Source organism: Rothia nasimurium (assembly GCF_014217215.1).
Lineage (GTDB): Bacteria > Actinomycetota > Actinomycetes > Actinomycetales > Micrococcaceae > Rothia > Rothia avistercoris.
The window spans coordinates 493,871-508,460 of sequence record NZ_CP056080.1; the positions used below are offsets into that span (position 1 = coordinate 493,871).

A 14,590-nucleotide genomic window follows, 5' to 3' on the forward strand; every position below is an offset into this window, starting at 1 on the left:
GCTCAGGGCGAAAAACGCACCGGCGCGCATGTCACAGCCACCCAAGAAAAACCTGTGAGAGGTGTAAGAGTCGTCTTTTTAGCCCCGGTAGTCTAGGCTTGGTGCTATGGAAAAATGGGAATACGCAACAGTGCCCCTGATGATTCACGCAACCAAGCAGATCCTCGACAACTGGGGTGAAGACGGCTGGGAGCTCGTTACCGTGCTCCCCGGTGCCCCCGCCCCCAGCGGTGCCACCCCCGCCGGAAACATGGTTGCTCCCACTCAGGGCAATCCGATCGCCTACTTCAAGCGCAAGAAGGCTAGCAACTAAATACTCACACCAGAACCGGGTTCAGGCTGACCATAGCCACGAGCCCGGTTTTTGGCCCCTAGAAACATTGCTTTTCAAGAAGGTATACCGTGTCAAAGATCGAAGACCGCCTCAAAGAACTTGGCTACGACCTGCCTGAGCTGGCAGCCCCGGTAGCCGCCTACGTTCCTGCCGTCACCAGCGGTAACTACGTCTATACTTCGGGCCAGCTGCCTTTCGTTAAGGGCGAGCTGCCCGCCACCGGCAAGGTCTCAGACTCCGGCGCCGAAGGCTTTGTAGACCCCGAGACCGCCCAGAAGCTGGCTAGCCTCTCAGCTCTGAACGCCCTGGCTGCCGTCAAGTCCGTTATCGGCGATCTTGACCGCGTCACCCGCGTGGTCAAGGTGGTCGGCTTCGTTTCGTCAGACCCCTCCTTCACCGGCCAGCCCGCCGTCATCAACGGGGCCTCCCTGCTTTTGGGCGAGGTCTTTGGCGAGGCAGGCGTGCACGCCCGCTCAGCCGTTGGCGTGCCGGTACTACCGCTGGACTCCCCGGTAGAAGTTGAAATCATTGTGGAATATGCCTAGCCAACCCATGTATACCGGCGCCCTCAAGCGGGTGCCGCCGCCGGCGTCCGCCCCCTATGTCTCGGCGGCGGCTCCGGCCCCCAAAACCCACCCCATCCCGTCAAGCCAGCAGGAATCCGCCCGTACCTGGCTCAATGAGGGGGACTGTACACCGCGCGCGGCTAAGCCTGCCGCCGCGGTCGTTTTTGTGCGTGATGGTGCTTCTGGGCCTGAAACCTTTATGACCTACCGGGTTAAATCTCCTATGGGTCGGGTTGCCTTCCCCGGCGGCCTGGGCGTGCCCGAGGACGCCGCCCCCATCGGCTGGGTGGGCCCCAGCGGTGAATACTGGGCCAAGGCTTTCAGCGAGGACGATCTGGGGGCAGCTAACGCTGCCGTAGTTACCGCGGTGCGTGAGCTCTTTGAAGAGACCGGCGTGCTCTTAGCTGGCAGTGGTGAGCTCTCGACTATTGAGCTCACTAGCGGGCACGAGTGTATGGCCTCGCGTCTTGCTGTAGCTCAGCAGGATAAAACCTTTGCTGACTACCTGGAACGCCGCGGTCTTAAAATCCGTGCCGACCTGCTCAAGCCCCTAGCCCGCTGGCAGTCACCGGGCTTCTTCCACAAGCGCTACGACATTCATTATTTCACCTGCGCGGTGCCGGTGGGGCAGAACCCCTCCCTGCTCGCCGGGAAGGGAATTTGGGGGCGCTGGGTCAGCGTGCGTGAGCTGGTTGCCCACCCCATGAGCGTGGAACTCGGTAACGAAATCGGGCAGGACGACACCGTTGGGGTGCCCTTCCAGGAGCTGGTGACCCCCGGCGTCATGTACCTGCTGGAACAGCTCGCTGCCGCCTCCGGGGCGGTTGCCTTCCTGGCCAAGCGACGCCAGGTTTCCCTCTACCTGCCCGAGGTCAAACAGGACGCCGCCGGTACCTGCTACCTGGCGGTGCAGGAGAAAAAGGTCTAGCCATGCCCCGCAAGCATCAGGCCCCCAGCTCAGCATCCATCTCACAGTCGCAGAGACTTACCAGATGGGCGACCCTGGGGGCCTGTCTGCTACTGGTTACTATTATCGGTGGACGCTTGGGGCTGGGCGCCTTGGGGCTACAAATTATCCCAGGGCTAGGCTTGGTCTGCCTGGGGCTCTCTTACTTGGCGGCCCTTACTTTACTGGTGCGCGGCACCGCCTATATCCTCAAGGGCCTGGGAAAAATCCCCCAGCCAGACGGGGCCAGAAACAGCACCCTGGTCCTGCTAACCACCGGCGTCCGCCCCCTGCCCCCTGGGCAGGTGCAAAAAACCGGGTGGTCAGCTAGAGCTGACCACCCGGTTTTAGAGTATTGAGAGCAGGCAGGGCGCCCGCCCCACCTTAGCGGGAGCGCTGGCGCAGACGCTGCAGGTCGAGGATGACCACAGCGCGAGCTTCCAGGCGGATCCAGCCGCGGGAAACGAACTCGGCCAGAGCCTTGTTTACGGTCTCACGGGAAGCGCCGACCAGCTGGGCCAGCTCTTCCTGGGTCAGCTCGTGGGCAACCAGCACACCGTCGGTAGCAGGACGGCCGAAGCGGTCAGCCAGGTCAAGCAGGGCCTTGGCAACGCGACCGGGTACGTCTGAGAAGACCAGGTCGGCCAGGTTCTCGTTGGTGCGGCGCAGGCGGCGGGCCAGAGCCTGCAGAACCTGAGCGGAGATGTTGGGGGACTTCTCCATGGCCTTGCGCAGGGACTCGTGCTTCACACCGGCCAGGCGGGTCTCAGAGACAGCGGTTGCGCTGGTTGAACGGGGTGAGGGGTCGAACAGGGCCATCTCGCCGAAGATTTCGCCGGGGCCCATGATAGCTACCAGGTTCTCACGGCCGTCGGAAGCGGTGCGGCCCAGCTTCATCTTGCCTGAGATAACAAAGTAGAGCTGATCGCCCTGGTCGCCTTCGTAGAAGAGGGTAGCACCGCGTGAAAGGTCAACTTCGGTGATGTCTTCGGTCAGTGCTGCAAAGGCTTCGTCGTCGAGTGAAGCGAACAGCGGAGCACGGCGTAGTACTTCAATATCCATGGTTCTCTTTTACTCCTGAAATGGTGGATCTAAAGGGCGATTCGAGTGCGGTGCCCTGTACGTACAGGGCGGGCAGACTTCTAAGCATAGTCTTTGCCTAGTTCATCACACAGCACTTTTATCTGTGACTTATTCAACTATTACGAGCCTACAGGATATTTGGTGCTTTCGATACCCAAAGACCGCGGGGATAGACGGCATCACCGAGAATTTTTCCCTAGTTTCCGCCTATTTTTTCAGGTTGGGAGTGTAGGCTGTGGTATTCCTGTGAGGGCTGAACGTTGGCAGGAGCTGCACTATCTGCTGCGGTGTGTCTTGCTGCAGCGATAGGTACCGGAACCCGGCCTGCTCAGCCTTCCCCGTTGAATGGAGAGTCATGACCGTACTTGACTGGGTCATTATCGCTATTATTGCCCTCTACTTTTTAGCTGGTGTGCGGCAGGGCCTTTTTGTCACCCTTGGTACCTTTGTAGGTTTTGTGCTGGGTGCAGTTGCAGCTATCTACGCAACCCCCTGGGTGATTAACCAGGTCAGTTCTCGGTGGTACCTTCTTGCCGGACTGGGTACAGTGCTCGCCTGCCTGGTGCTAGGGCAGACCCTGGGTATGACCCTGGGCAGTGCAATCCGCAGGGCAAGCGATCGCACGCCCCTGCGCGGTCTAGAGCGCCTTACCGGTGGCCTGCTCAATATGGTGCTGGCCTCGCTGGTCATCGTGACCGTGGTGCTGGTCGTCCGCCCTCTGGGTATCCCAGCGGTTACTGCCCTTACCGCAGAATCTAAGGTGGTGACCTGGATGATGCAGGTGACCCCGGCGTCCGTGCAAGAAAAAGTAACCGAGGTTCGGGGCCAGATTGTGCAAGCCACCGGTCTGCCCGAGATTTCTCAGCTGCTTTACCCTGAGCAGTCCGCTCCGCTCGGCACCCTTGAAACAGCTGCGCTGGAAGAAGCTGGCTGGTCGGTGGTGCAGGTTGTGGGTGCAGCCCAGGCTTGTAATTACACATCTGAGGGTTCGGGTTTCGTGGTGGACGGTGGTCTCGTGGTGACCAACGCGCACGTGGTTGCGGGTGTGAGCACCCCTACCCTGCTGAGCCGCGACGGTCAGGCTGCAACGGGCGATGTGGTCTACTACGATACTGAACGCGATATCGCGATTATCAGTGCTCCCGACCTGGCCCTAGCCCCCCTGACCCTGAACGAAGCCGAGGTCGCTTCAGACACTGAAGTTGCCTTTATGGGCTACCCGGGCGGCGGCCCCTTCGCCAGCCGGGCAGCGATCGTCCAGGGGCTCGGCTACACCCAAACCATCAACGCGCAGACCGGGGAAACCAACCCCTCCCGCCTGGTCTACCAGCTAGCTGCCCAGGTCCAGCAGGGTAACTCCGGCGGCCCCGTGCTCACCGAGGACGGGCAGGTCATGGCTATGGTCTTTGCTAAGTCGACCCAGAGCCAGACCGGCTACGCTGTTCCGGCCTCGCAGATCATTGAGACTCTAACTCAGGTAAACGCCTCGTCCTCAGCGGTTGCAACCGGCCAGTGCGTACCTAACTAGGGCTTCGCGGCCTGGGTGGGGCGGGCGTACAGAAGGTAAACCGCTAGCCCCACCCCCAGCAGAAGTAGCCCGCCTGCGATAGAGGCGGGCGGCAACGTCCCCACCACCAAGCAACAGCCCGCTGCCCCGGCAACCTGCAGGGCGTGCGGGTAGCGGCGGTAGGGGACGGTTTGCGTGAAGGCTGCCAGGTTCGCCACGCAGTAGTAGAGCAGCACGCCGAAGGACGAAAAGCCGATAGCGCCGCGCACATCAAAGAACAAAATCAGGGCGGTCACGGCCACCGCTACGGTGATTTCTAGCCGGTAGGGCACCCCGTAGACCGGGTGCAGGTGCGCAAAGTAGGCGGGCAGGTCGCGGTGGGTAGCCATGGCGTGACCTGTGCGGCCGATGCCGGTGATGAGGGCCAGCAACGCCCCGAGTGCACCGAGAGAAGCCGCAATACTCATGAGGGCACTCAGGGGTGCGGACGACCCTACCGCCGCAGCCAGCGGGGCCGACGTTCCCGCCAAGCCCGCATAACCCAGCTGGTGGATGAGCGCGAGGGCGACCAGCAGGTACAGGGTGCCCACCAGCGTCAGGGCAATGATGATAGCCCGCGGAATGGTGCGGGCGGGGTCTTTGACCTCTGACCCCATGGTGGCAATACGGGCGTAGCCGGCGAAGGCAAAGAAGAGCAGGCCAGCACCCTGCATGACCCCGTAGATAGTTGCCGCCGGGCTAGTGGGCGTGGCGGACGCTCCCGCCCCGCTCCCTGCGCTGGCAGCGATCGCTGCGGGGGCCGGAGCTACCCCGAGTAGAACCGCACCGAAAAAGACGGCCAGGGCTAGGAGCACCAGGGTGACCAGGATTTTAGTGAGGGCTGCGGTACGGGTGATGCCCCTGTAGTTGACGGCGGTGAGGGCGGCAACTGCGGCGATAGCCAGGAGCTTTTCATAGCCCGGTGCCAGATAAGCGGCAAAGGTCATGGCCATAGCGGCGCAGCTGGCCGTTTTACCGATGACGAAGCACCACCCCGCTGCAAAGCCCCAGATATGGCCGAGCTGGCGGTTGCCGTAGATGTAGGTGCCGCCTGATTCGGGGTGCTGGGCGGCCAGCTGGGCCGAAGAGGTGGCATTAGCGAAGGCGAGAAAAGCAGCTAGGGCTAGGGAGAGCAGCAGCCAGTTCCCAGCTGCTGCCGCTGCCGGCGCGAAGGCGGCAAAGAGGCCAGCCCCAATCATGGACCCGGCACCGATATAGACGGCGTCGGTGAGGGTCAGCTGCGCCCGAGGTTTGGTAGCCATCGTGCCGAACTAGCCCAGGTGGCGGGCTAGGAAGGAGAGTGCCAGCTCGTAGCCCTGAGTGCCTGCACCGGCAATCACGGCGGTCGCCTGGGGCGAGACGTAGGAGTGGTGGCGGAAGGGCTCCCGCTTGTGCACGTTAGAGAGGTGCACTTCGACAACCGGCAATTCGGCCGCTTCGAGGGCGTCGTGCAGGGCCACAGAGGTGTGGGTGTAGGCTGCCGGGTTGATGATGATACCGGCGGACGCGGTACGGGCTGCCTGGATTGCGTCGATGAGGTCGCCCTCGTGGTTGGACTGCATGAAGCTGATCTCGTAGCCCAGCTCGGTGGCTTGGGTACGCAGGGTTGCTTCGATGTCGGCTAGGGTGGTGCGCCCGTAAATCTCGGGTTTGCGCACGCCGAGCAGGTTGAGGTTGGGGCCGTTGATCACGGAGATATGTCGTGGTGCAGTCTGTGGTGTTGCCATAGCTTCTAGTTTTTCACACGAAAACACCCGCCTCCAGCTTGCTGCCATAAATGGAGCGCAATGGGGCGGGCGTTTAATCAAAGAACACTAGCCTCGACTGATGTGGGGCACGCATGCCCCACATAGAGGCTTATTCATAAGGGGGTTCCGCAGGCTCACGCTCGCTGCCGACCCTCTCGCTGGTTCGCTTCGCTCACAAGGCGATTCACGCCAGCCGCCGAGCCAGCAGCTTCGCTGTGAGCCTGCTCCACCTACCCTAATGAATAAAGCCTCATCCTGTTATGTCGTGCGTTCTAACCCTTCTTGAAGTTAGCCTCGATAGCTTCCATGACGGTGGGGTCTGCCAGGGTGGTGGTGTCGCCAACCGGGCGGTCTTCGGCGACGTCCTTGAGCAGGCGGCGCATGATCTTGCCGGATCGGGTCTTAGGCAGATCATCCACAATCAGCACGCGCTTGGGCTTGGCAATCGGGGAGATTTCGACGCCCACGTGAGCACGAATCTGCTCTGCCAGCTCGGTTTCGTCGTGCCCTGCTGCCTTGGCTTCGTCGTTGAGGATGACGAAGGCCATGACGGCCTGGCCGGTGGTTTCGTCGGCTGCACCGACAACCGCTGCCTCGGCGACCGCGGGGTGGGAGACCAGGGCCGATTCGATTTCGGGGGTGGAGAGACGGTGGCCGGAGACGTTCATGACGTCGTCCACGCGGCCCAGGACCCAGAGGTCGCCGTCGGCGTCGCGCTTAGCACCGTCGCCGGCGAAGTACATCTTCTCGAAGCGGGACCAGTAGGTGTCGACGAAGCGGTCGTCGTCACCCCAGATGGTGCGGAGCATGGAGGGCCAGGGCTCACGGATGGTCAGGAAGCCGGACTGCTCGTTGGGCAGGGACTCGCCCAGGTCGTCCACCACGTCGATGGTGATGCCGGGAATGGGCTGCTGGGCGCTGCCGGGCTTGGCTGCGGTGATGCCGGGCAGCTGGGAGACCATGATCGCGCCGGTCTCGGTCTGCCACCAGGTATCGACGATGGGGCACTTGCCGCCACCGATGACGCGGTGGAACCAGCGCCAGGCTTCGGGGTTGATGGCTTCGCCCACGGTGCCGAGCACGCGCAGGGTGGACAGGTCGTACTGGGCGGGGATGTCCTCGCCCCACTTCATCATGGTGCGGATAGCGGTGGGGGAAGTATACATGATGGTCACCCCGTACTTCTGCACGATTTCCCAGAAGCGGCCGCGGTGCGGGGCATCGGGGGTGCCTTCGTAGATGACCTGGGTGGAGCCGTTGACCAGGGGGCCGTAGGCGACGTAGGAGTGGCCGGTGACCCAGCCGACATCTGCGGTGCACCAGTAGATGTCGGTCTCGGGCTTGAGGTCGAAGATGTTCTTGTGGGTGAAAGCGCCCTGGGTGAGGTAGCCGCCGGTGGTGTGCAGAATACCCTTGGGCTTACCGGTGGTGCCGGAGGTGTAGAGGATGAAGAGGGGGTCTTCGGCGTTCTGACGGGAGGGCTCGTGCTCGGTGGACTGCTCGGCAACCAGCTCGTGCCACCAGACGTCGCGGCCCTCAACCCAGTTGATATCTTCGCCGTTGCGCTTGACGACCAGAACCTTTTCGACCGAAGAGCCACCCTTGGCCAGGGCGGTGTCGACGGCGGGCTTGAGCATGGAGGGCTTGCCACGGCGGAAGGAGCCATCGGCGGTGATAACCAGCTTGGCCTCGCCGTCCTCGATGCGGGAGAGCAGGGCATCGGCTGAGAAGCCGCCGAAGACGACGGAGTGCACAGCGCCGATGCGGGCGCAAGCCAGCATGGCGATAACAGCTTCGGCAATCATGGGCATGTAGATAGCAACGCGGTCGCCCTTAGAAACACCCAGGGATTCGATGCCGTTGGCTACGCGGGAGACCTCGTCCTTGAGCTCTGCATAGGTGTAGGACTTGGTGTCGCCGGGCTCACCCTCAAAAAGGATGGCGGTGCGGTCGCCGTTACCTGCTTCAACATGGCGGTCTACGGCGTTGTAGCAGGCGTTGAGCTCGCCGTCTGCGAACCACTTGGCGAAGGGCGGGTTGGACCAGTCGAGGGTTTCGGTGAAGGGCTTGTACCAGGTGAGCAGGTTGCGGGCCTGTTCTGCCCAAAATTCGGTGCCTTTTTCTTTGGCTTCTTCGTAGATGCCGGGCTGGGCGTTGGCCTGGGCTGAGAACTCGGCGCTGGGGGCGAAGACGTCCTGGGTGTCGGTCATGGTGTGCCTTCCTGTTCTGTGGGGCGCGTCATTGATGTGCGCCACAAACGGACTTTTTCTCACCTTAGCGCACCATGTAGCGCTAGTCACAAATTTGCGCGTTCGTGTTACGCGAAATCAGGACGCCGGTGGCAGCTAACCCGGGTACCGCAAGGACGGGCGGCGGTAGGCTTGGGTGTATGCCCCTACATGCCGATGTACCTCTTAGCCCTGACGAGCTCGCCCAGCTTGAAACCCGCTCTGTACCCGAGCCTAAGGCACGAGCGTCCGCCCGAAAGCACGCCCGCGCGGCAGCTCGCGGTGAGGCCGAAAGCCCTCTAGCTCTGACCCGTCGTGCCCGCAAAATCAACCGTATTTTGGGGGAGACCTACCCCTATGCGGTTGCCGAACTCGACTTTGATAACCCCTTTGAGCTCCTCGTAGCTACCGTGCTCTCAGCCCAAACCACCGACGTGCGCGTCAATGCCACCACCCCCGAACTTTTTGCCCGCTACCCCGATGCGGCGGCGCTGGCGTCCGCGTGGATTGAAGACGTGGAAGACATTGTGCGGCCCCTGGGCTTCTACCGCTCCAAAGCCAAGGCAATCGTGAACCTGGCAGCCCAGCTGGTGGCAGATCACCGCGGGCAGGTGCCGGGCACGCTTGAGGAGTTAGTTAAGCTCCCCGGCGTGGGGCGAAAAACCGCTTCCGTGGTGCTGGGTAATGCCTTTGGCAAGCCGGGAATTACCGTCGATACCCACTTCGGCCGCCTGGCTCGCCGCTTTGGCTTTACCACTGAAGAAGACCCCGTTAAGGTCGAACGCCAGGTCGCTGAGCTTTTTGAACCCAAGGACTGGACGCAGCTTTCCCACCGGCTGGTCTACCACGGCCGCCGCATCTGTCACGCCCAAAAACCGGCCTGCGGGGCTTGCCCCGTTGCCGACCTTTGCCCGGCTTACGGTGCCGGTGAAACCGACCCGGTGGCGGCAGAGAAACTGCTCAAGTACGAGATGGCCCCGGGGCGTGAGCGCCTGCACCTGCGTTTTGTGCAGGGCGCTACCCGTCGTCAGCTGCGGGAAGAGGGGTGGACGCTCAGTGCCTAGGAAAGAGATGTCAGGGGAAGAGATAGCGGGGCAGCACCCCGCCCTAGCGGCCTTGCAGGAGTTGGCGGAGCGGGCCCCGAGCGTTGTGCGCCCCGAGGATTCGTGGCCGATTGGGCAGATGGACCCGGGCACCGTTAAAGAGGCCGCTGTGCTGGTGCTAATGAGGGTGCTTGATGAGGCTCCGGCGCAGAATACCGGGTGCGGCACGGTTGCTTCGGACCTTGACCTCTTGGTGTTGGTTCGGTCGGATGCCCTGCACCATCATGCCGGTCAGCCTGCCCTGCCCGGCGGGCGGATCGACCCTGAGGACTACGACGAGGCAGCCCGTACCGGACGAACCGTCCAGCAGGTAGCTGCCCTGCGGGAGGCCGTGGAAGAGACCGGCCTGCAGGCTGAGGGGGTGCGCCTGCTGGGTCAGCTCCCGGCGGTCGATTTGCCGGTAAGTAACTACCGGGTGACTCCCGTACTGGGCTGGTGGGACCTACCGACCCCGGTGGCGGCAGTAGACCGGAACGAGTCAACCCTGGTGGTACGTGTACCGGTGGCAGACCTGCTGAACCCGGCTAACCGGCTGACCATGACGGTGACTCGCGGCCGGACCAGGCACAAATCCCCGGCTTTTGAGGTGACCGGCGACTTCGCCCCGTTTACCATCTGGGGCTTCACCGGCAACCTGCTTTCCCGCGTCTTTGAAGAGCTGGGCTGGGAAGAGCCCTGGGATAAGAAGCGCACCCGGGAAATTGGGACCTAGCCTACTTAGCCTGCGAGTAGTCGTCGGTGGTGACCACGGTGACGGGAAATTCGACATCGGTGGGGCCGAAGATGAGTTCGGCGGCAGCTTGCGCCGATTCGCGCACGATTTCGGCGGCGCGGGCTGATTCGCCGACTGGCCCGTAGAGCATAATTTCGTCGTGGAGGAAGTAGACCAGGCGGGTTTGCATACGTTTGCCGAAGCGGCGTTCGGTGCGGAGGCGTTTGCGGATTTGGGCCATCCAGATGATGGCCCATTCGGCGGCTGTTCCCTGGATGACGAAGTTGCGGGTGAAGCGGCTGTGGGCGCGGGCGGCTGAGCGGGCGGCGCGTTCGTCGGCTGCGGTGACCTGGTTGCGTTGGGCTTGGAACCAGGCGTGGGAGGGGGCGGGGGAGGTGCGCCCCAGGTAGGTGGTGACCTGCCCGCCGCGCAGGCCTACGTCGGCTGCGCGTTCGGTGAGACCGATGGCGGCTGGGAACATTTTTTTGAGGTGGGGCATGAGTTGCCCGCCTTCGCCGGTGGTGGCTCCGTACATGGCGGCGAGCAGGGCGATTTTGGCGTGGGAGCGGTCGTTGAGCACGCTGCCGGTGCGTTCGCCAATCTGGGCGATGCCGAGGTAGAGGTCGGCGCCGCGCCCGGCGACGGCAAGGGCGCGGTCGCCGCTCATGACGGCGAGGATGCGGGGTTCGATTTGGGCGGCGTCTGCGACGGTGAGCATCATGCCCTCTTCGGCGCGGATGGCGGGGCGGACGTCCTTGGGGATTTGCATGGCTCCGCCGCCGTGCCCGCCCCAGCGGCCGGTGGCGGCGGAGCCGACTTCGTAGGTGGGGTGGAAGCGGTTGTTGGTTACCCAGGTGTCGAGCCAGTTCCAGCCGTTGGCGGTGTAGAGTCGGGCGAGGCGTTTGTAGTCGAGCAGGGGGCGGACGAGCTGCCAGCGTTCTTCGCGCAGGTGGGGGACGGCGTTGGCCCATTCGGTGAGTTCCCATTTGCGGGTAGAGGTGACCGAGTGGCCGGCTGCCTGGAGGGCTTTGAGGACTTCTTGGGGTGAGTCGGGGTTGAGGTTGGGGGCGCCGAGTTCTTCGCGGATGCGGGCGGCGAGGCGCTCCATCTTGTAGGGGCGGTCGTAGCCTGCGGGGCGGGGGCCGAGGGCATGCTCGAGGATTTTTTCGTGGATGGTTCGGTTCCAGGGCATGCCGTAGTGCTTCATTTCGGCTGCGATGAGGGCACCCTGGGATTCTGCGGCGAGTAGGAGGGAGAGCCGGGCGGGGGCTGGGCAGGCGGCGACGGCCTCTAGCTGGGTATGGAGTTCGGTGAGAAGGGCGGACGCGCTAGGCCCGGCTGCCTCGTGCTGTTCGAGGGAGGCAGGGCCCAGGTCGTCAAAGAGGGAGGTTTGCCCCTCGATTTGTCGTCTGGCGGGTAGCACTCCTACCGGAGGCGCGGCTTCGGGGGTGAGGTCGATGGTGGGCGTATAGGGTAGCCTGTTTTGGGCGCGGGTGGCGGCGGTGAACAGGATTCGCTGGGCAAGGCGCAGGTCGTGGCAGGACGCCGGTGAGACGCCAGCTGCCAGCAGGGCGGGCATGAGCTCGCGGGCGTCCGCCCAGGCCCAGCGAATCACCCGGTGCGGGTTTTGGGCCTCTACCGCGCGCACAAAGTCGGGGAGCTTAGCGAAGGGGAAAGTGCGGTGGGTGCCTGAGCCGGTGTCGTTCAGCGTAATAGCCTCCCACAGGGGCGTATCGCCGGGGGAGGTCGCTGGGCCAAGCACGATGTACATCTTTCTATTATGCCGTTTGTGCTGTTCACAGGGCTAGACACGGCACTTCTTCTGTGGCATAAAGAGAGACAAGAGAAAGATGCCGGGGCAGGGACCTACCCTGAAAGGTAGCCATGCCCGATACTGAGATGCGTGTGCGCCGATCGCGGCGCCGTTTCTTTGAGCCCCTCCCCACAGACCTACCCGATGATGTGCCGCTCTTAGCGGTAGAACCGGCCGAGACCGATCTGGGCCCGCTCACGCCCCTGGTGGGCCGAGAAGGGCTGACCGATATTTTCGTCAACGGCCCCCAGGATATCTGGTATGAGGCCGCTGGTACTCTGCATCGGGCTGCCATTACCTTCCCCGATGATGAAGCCGTCCGGGCACTGGCCACCCGGCTGATCCTATCGGCTGGTGGCCGCCTGGACGACGCCTACCCGGCTGCCGACGTCCAAACCCAGCAGGGAATCCGCATCCACGCGCTGCTCCCACCCCTGAGTCGCTCCGGCACCCTGCTCTCCCTGCGCCTTCAACCGGCCCAGCGCCCGTCCTTGCGGCAACTACAAGAGCGCGGCATGATGGGGCGCGAGTTGGAGCAGGTGCTGCGGCAGCTGGTGCGCTCGCGGGCTAATCTGCTGGTCAGCGGTGGAACGGGGACCGGCAAGACCACCCTGCTGGGTGCCCTGCTGCAGGAGGCGGACGCCGGTGAGCGGCTACTGCTGGTAGAAGACACTTCTGAACTGCACCTAGACCACCCGCATACCGTGAGCCTGCAGGCCCGGGCTGCTAACGCCGAGGGCCAGGGCGAGGTGGGGCTTGCCGAGCTGATTCGGCAGGCCCTGCGCATGCGGCCCAGCCGGCTGGTGGTGGGCGAGTGCCGCGGAGCTGAGGTCATGGATATGCTGACGGCCATGAACACCGGCCACTCTGGAAGCGGTACCACGGTGCACGCTAACTCCGCAGGGTCTGTGCCTGCCCGGCTCTATGCCATGGGGGCTCTTGCGGGGGTGAGTAGCCAGGCTGTGGCCCTGCAGGCTGCGACGGCGCTGGATTATATTGTGCACCTTGAACGCGAGGGTAAGCACCGTATAGTACGCGGGGTTCACCGGCTGGTAGGCGGGCATAACCTTGCCGTTGAGCCGGTCTGTACCGTGGAGCCGCGCCGCCGCGGCACCTATCTGCGCTGGCACCCCGGTGGTGAAGAGCTCCAGCAGGCAGCCGGGCTGTCTCAGAGCACGGGGGTAGGTGCCTGATGCTGGTCGAAAGTCTGAAAAGTCTTGGGGGCCGCAGCGATTCTGTGGGCTTAGAAGAGCTGGAGCTATGGCCCGATGCCATCTGGCGTCTTGCCGCCCTGCTGCGCGCGGGGTGCTCACCGGCGCAGGCCTGCACCCACGTAGCGGCCTATCTGGTGGGCCTAGAACATGAAGGGCGCACCGAACAGAAATCCGGCCTGCTCGCAATTGTGGGAAAGCTGCGGCCGTCCGCGCGTCAGCAGCAGGGCCTCGAAGTTGCCCGGGCCCAGATGGCCCAGCTTTTTGAGACCGCGAGCGCCCAAGCCCAGAAGGGCCTGCCCCTAGCCGGTGTGTATCTGAAGGCTTCCGGGCAGGCTGAGCTGCGCGAGAGTGTGAGGCAGGGAACCGCTAGGGTGGCAGCCTGCTGGCAGGTGGGGGAACGGACGGGGGCCTCACTAGCCCAGGTGTTTGAGCGTCTAGCCCGTTACCTGGAGACGGAAATTGACCTGCGCCAGCAGCGGGAGACGGCTTTGAGCGGGCCGCGGGCTACCGGTCGAATCCTTTCCTGGCTGCCTTTTGTGGGGCTGGGGCTGGGAATCCTGATGGGTACGGACCCATTAGGGGTGCTTCTAGGCTCAGTTCCCGGAGCTCTTATTGGGGGTCTGGGGCTGGCGCTGGCCTGGTGCGGCAACCGCTGGACTGCCCGCCTGATTCGTCGCGCGGAAGAGGGGCAGTGATGCTGGCTTTATCGAGAGCGGGGAAGCAGCCCCGGGTGTCCGCTCCTGAACTAGATGCTGCCCTCTACCTGGATATGGCGGCCACCATGCTCGCAGCAGGTCTTTCGATCCCTGCGGTGCTGCACCAGCTGGGGCAGCTTGAAGAGGGAAGATACGAGGCCGAGCTGACCGCTGTGGTGGAGCGCCTCTATCAGGGGCAGAGCTGGGCGGATGCCTGGGAGCAGCCGGTTGCCCCGGGGCTCGTAGGTCTGTATGAGGCCCTGGGGTTGACGCTGAGCACGGGCGCACCGAGCGCCCAGCTGGTGAGGGTTCTGGCCCAGCGGCAGCGCCGCCACCGGCAACGGGCCTACGAGAAGGCAGCTGCCCGGCTGAGCGTCAAACTGGTGGTGCCGCTGGGAGCTTGCTCGCTGCCGTCCTTTATCTGCCTGGGAGTGGTACCCGTTCTCATAGCCCTGTTTCCGGCGCTTTTTTAGAAGCGGGCAGGCGGTACGGACAGGTTGTCCACAGGTACCCAGTGGAGGGTGCGGAGGCGTCATAAAGGTGTCACGGCTACACCGCTGAAGAAGGTGCTGGGAGCTTTGCTCCCTGAAAAGACAGGAGAG

At 63.5% G+C, this 14,590-nt stretch carries 15 protein-coding genes; 10 read left to right on the forward strand and 5 right to left on the reverse strand.

Features of this window, described 5'->3' with window-relative positions:
- Positions 1 to 106 precede the first annotated feature (106 nt).
- From HWU94_RS02370 to HWU94_RS02385, 4 genes are all read left to right on the forward strand, one after another.
- Positions 107 to 313: a DUF4177 domain-containing protein gene (locus HWU94_RS02370; RefSeq protein ID WP_185174154.1), complete on the forward strand. Its 207-nt coding sequence runs from the start codon at positions 107 to 109 to the stop codon at positions 311 to 313.
- Positions 314 to 402: 89 nt separating this feature from the next.
- Positions 403 to 879 (forward strand): RidA family protein, encoded by a 477-nt coding sequence (locus HWU94_RS02375; RefSeq protein WP_135014035.1) that lies wholly within the window; start codon positions 403 to 405, stop codon positions 877 to 879.
- The gene (locus HWU94_RS02380) at positions 872 to 1,828 is read left to right on the forward strand and encodes an NUDIX hydrolase (RefSeq protein WP_185174155.1); all 957 of its coding nucleotides are present in this window, start codon (positions 872 to 874) and stop codon (positions 1,826 to 1,828) included. Before HWU94_RS02375 ends, HWU94_RS02380 begins: the two co-directional genes overlap by 8 nt.
- A 2-nt stretch (positions 1,829 to 1,830) precedes the next feature.
- Positions 1,831 to 2,205, forward strand: coding sequence for a hypothetical protein (locus HWU94_RS02385; RefSeq protein WP_185174156.1), 375 nt, complete (start codon positions 1,831 to 1,833; stop codon positions 2,203 to 2,205).
- 25 nt (positions 2,206 to 2,230) lie between these two features.
- Here the strand turns inward: HWU94_RS02385 and HWU94_RS02390 are convergent, their stop codons facing one another.
- Complete coding sequence (locus HWU94_RS02390) at positions 2,231 to 2,908, reverse strand: Crp/Fnr family transcriptional regulator (protein WP_083091991.1); 678 nt, start codon at positions 2,906 to 2,908, stop codon at positions 2,231 to 2,233.
- Between the two features lie 376 nt (positions 2,909 to 3,284).
- Between HWU94_RS02390 and HWU94_RS02395 the strand changes: the two genes are divergently transcribed.
- A complete protein-coding gene (locus HWU94_RS02395) occupies positions 3,285 to 4,457 on the forward strand; it encodes a MarP family serine protease (protein ID WP_185174157.1) in 1,173 nt (390 codons plus the stop codon).
- On the opposite strand, the gene HWU94_RS02400 is transcribed toward HWU94_RS02395, so the two are convergent.
- The 3 genes from HWU94_RS02400 to acs all read right to left on the reverse strand — a co-directional run bounded on the left by HWU94_RS02400 (position 4,454) and on the right by acs (position 8,433).
- Positions 4,454 to 5,737 (reverse strand): APC family permease, encoded by a 1,284-nt coding sequence (locus HWU94_RS02400; RefSeq protein WP_185174158.1) that lies wholly within the window; start codon positions 5,735 to 5,737, stop codon positions 4,454 to 4,456. The two genes, HWU94_RS02395 and HWU94_RS02400, sit on opposite strands and share 4 nt — an antisense overlap.
- A 9-nt stretch (positions 5,738 to 5,746) precedes the next feature.
- A complete protein-coding gene (gene aroQ / locus HWU94_RS02405; RefSeq protein ID WP_185174159.1) occupies positions 5,747 to 6,202 on the reverse strand; it encodes a type II 3-dehydroquinate dehydratase in 456 nt (151 codons plus the stop codon).
- 293 nt (positions 6,203 to 6,495) lie between these two features.
- A complete protein-coding gene (gene acs / locus HWU94_RS02410) occupies positions 6,496 to 8,433 on the reverse strand; it encodes an acetate--CoA ligase (RefSeq protein ID WP_185174160.1) in 1,938 nt (645 codons plus the stop codon).
- Between the two features lie 179 nt (positions 8,434 to 8,612).
- Here acs and nth point away from each other — a divergent pair, with 179 nt between their 5' ends.
- Positions 8,613 to 9,515 carry an endonuclease III gene (gene nth, locus HWU94_RS02415; RefSeq protein ID WP_185174161.1) on the forward strand — a complete coding sequence of 301 codons (903 nt, stop codon included), beginning with the start codon at positions 8,613 to 8,615 and terminating at the stop codon, positions 9,513 to 9,515.
- 7 nt (positions 9,516 to 9,522) lie between these two features.
- Positions 9,523 to 10,266, forward strand: a complete 744-nt coding sequence (locus HWU94_RS02420; protein ID WP_185174162.1) for a CoA pyrophosphatase — start codon at positions 9,523 to 9,525, stop codon at positions 10,264 to 10,266.
- A gap of 1 nt (position 10,267) precedes the next feature.
- Here HWU94_RS02420 and HWU94_RS02425 read toward each other — a convergent pair whose 3' ends face one another.
- Positions 10,268 to 12,037: a bifunctional 3'-5' exonuclease/DNA polymerase gene (locus HWU94_RS02425; protein WP_185174163.1), complete on the reverse strand. Its 1,770-nt coding sequence runs from the start codon at positions 12,035 to 12,037 to the stop codon at positions 10,268 to 10,270.
- Positions 12,038 to 12,150: 113 nt separating this feature from the next.
- Here HWU94_RS02425 and HWU94_RS02430 point away from each other — a divergent pair, with 113 nt between their 5' ends.
- Genes HWU94_RS02430 through HWU94_RS02440 form a run of 3 tightly spaced genes read left to right on the forward strand, consistent with a single transcriptional unit; the run spans position 12,151 to position 14,461 of the window.
- The gene (locus tag HWU94_RS02430; RefSeq protein ID WP_185174164.1) at positions 12,151 to 13,272 is read left to right on the forward strand and encodes a TadA family conjugal transfer-associated ATPase; all 1,122 of its coding nucleotides are present in this window, start codon (positions 12,151 to 12,153) and stop codon (positions 13,270 to 13,272) included.
- Positions 13,272 to 13,988, forward strand: a complete 717-nt coding sequence (locus HWU94_RS02435) for a type II secretion system F family protein (RefSeq protein WP_185174165.1) — start codon at positions 13,272 to 13,274, stop codon at positions 13,986 to 13,988. Before HWU94_RS02430 ends, HWU94_RS02435 begins: the two co-directional genes overlap by 1 nt.
- Before the next feature lie 35 nt (positions 13,989 to 14,023).
- The gene (locus HWU94_RS02440; protein WP_185174166.1) at positions 14,024 to 14,461 is read left to right on the forward strand and encodes a type II secretion system F family protein; all 438 of its coding nucleotides are present in this window, start codon (positions 14,024 to 14,026) and stop codon (positions 14,459 to 14,461) included.
- Positions 14,462 to 14,590 lie beyond the last annotated feature (129 nt).

What these genes read in the sequence shown, in the direction of transcription:
- HWU94_RS02400 (WP_185174158.1), bottom strand. Translation starts at nt 5,737, where the DNA reads ATGGCTACCAAACCTCGGGCGCAGCTGACCCTCACCGACGCCGTCTAT.
- HWU94_RS02380 (WP_185174155.1), top strand. Translation starts at nt 872, where the DNA reads ATGCCTAGCCAACCCATGTATACCGGCGCCCTCAAGCGGGTGCCGCCG.
- HWU94_RS02385 (WP_185174156.1), top strand. Translation starts at nt 1,831, where the DNA reads ATGCCCCGCAAGCATCAGGCCCCCAGCTCAGCATCCATCTCACAGTCG.
- HWU94_RS02430 (WP_185174164.1), top strand. Translation starts at nt 12,151, where the DNA reads ATGCCCGATACTGAGATGCGTGTGCGCCGATCGCGGCGCCGTTTCTTT.
- aroQ (WP_185174159.1), bottom strand. Translation starts at nt 6,202, where the DNA reads ATGGCAACACCACAGACTGCACCACGACATATCTCCGTGATCAACGGC.
- HWU94_RS02395 (WP_185174157.1), top strand. Translation starts at nt 3,285, where the DNA reads ATGACCGTACTTGACTGGGTCATTATCGCTATTATTGCCCTCTACTTT.
- acs (WP_185174160.1), bottom strand. Translation starts at nt 8,433, where the DNA reads ATGACCGACACCCAGGACGTCTTCGCCCCCAGCGCCGAGTTCTCAGCC.
- HWU94_RS02390 (WP_083091991.1), bottom strand. Translation starts at nt 2,908, where the DNA reads ATGGATATTGAAGTACTACGCCGTGCTCCGCTGTTCGCTTCACTCGAC.
- HWU94_RS02425 (WP_185174163.1), bottom strand. Translation starts at nt 12,037, where the DNA reads ATGTACATCGTGCTTGGCCCAGCGACCTCCCCCGGCGATACGCCCCTG.
- nth (WP_185174161.1), top strand. Translation starts at nt 8,613, where the DNA reads ATGCCCCTACATGCCGATGTACCTCTTAGCCCTGACGAGCTCGCCCAG.
- HWU94_RS02435 (WP_185174165.1), top strand. Translation starts at nt 13,272, where the DNA reads ATGCTGGTCGAAAGTCTGAAAAGTCTTGGGGGCCGCAGCGATTCTGTG.
- HWU94_RS02370 (WP_185174154.1), top strand. Translation starts at nt 107, where the DNA reads ATGGAAAAATGGGAATACGCAACAGTGCCCCTGATGATTCACGCAACC.
- HWU94_RS02420 (WP_185174162.1), top strand. Translation starts at nt 9,523, where the DNA reads ATGTCAGGGGAAGAGATAGCGGGGCAGCACCCCGCCCTAGCGGCCTTG.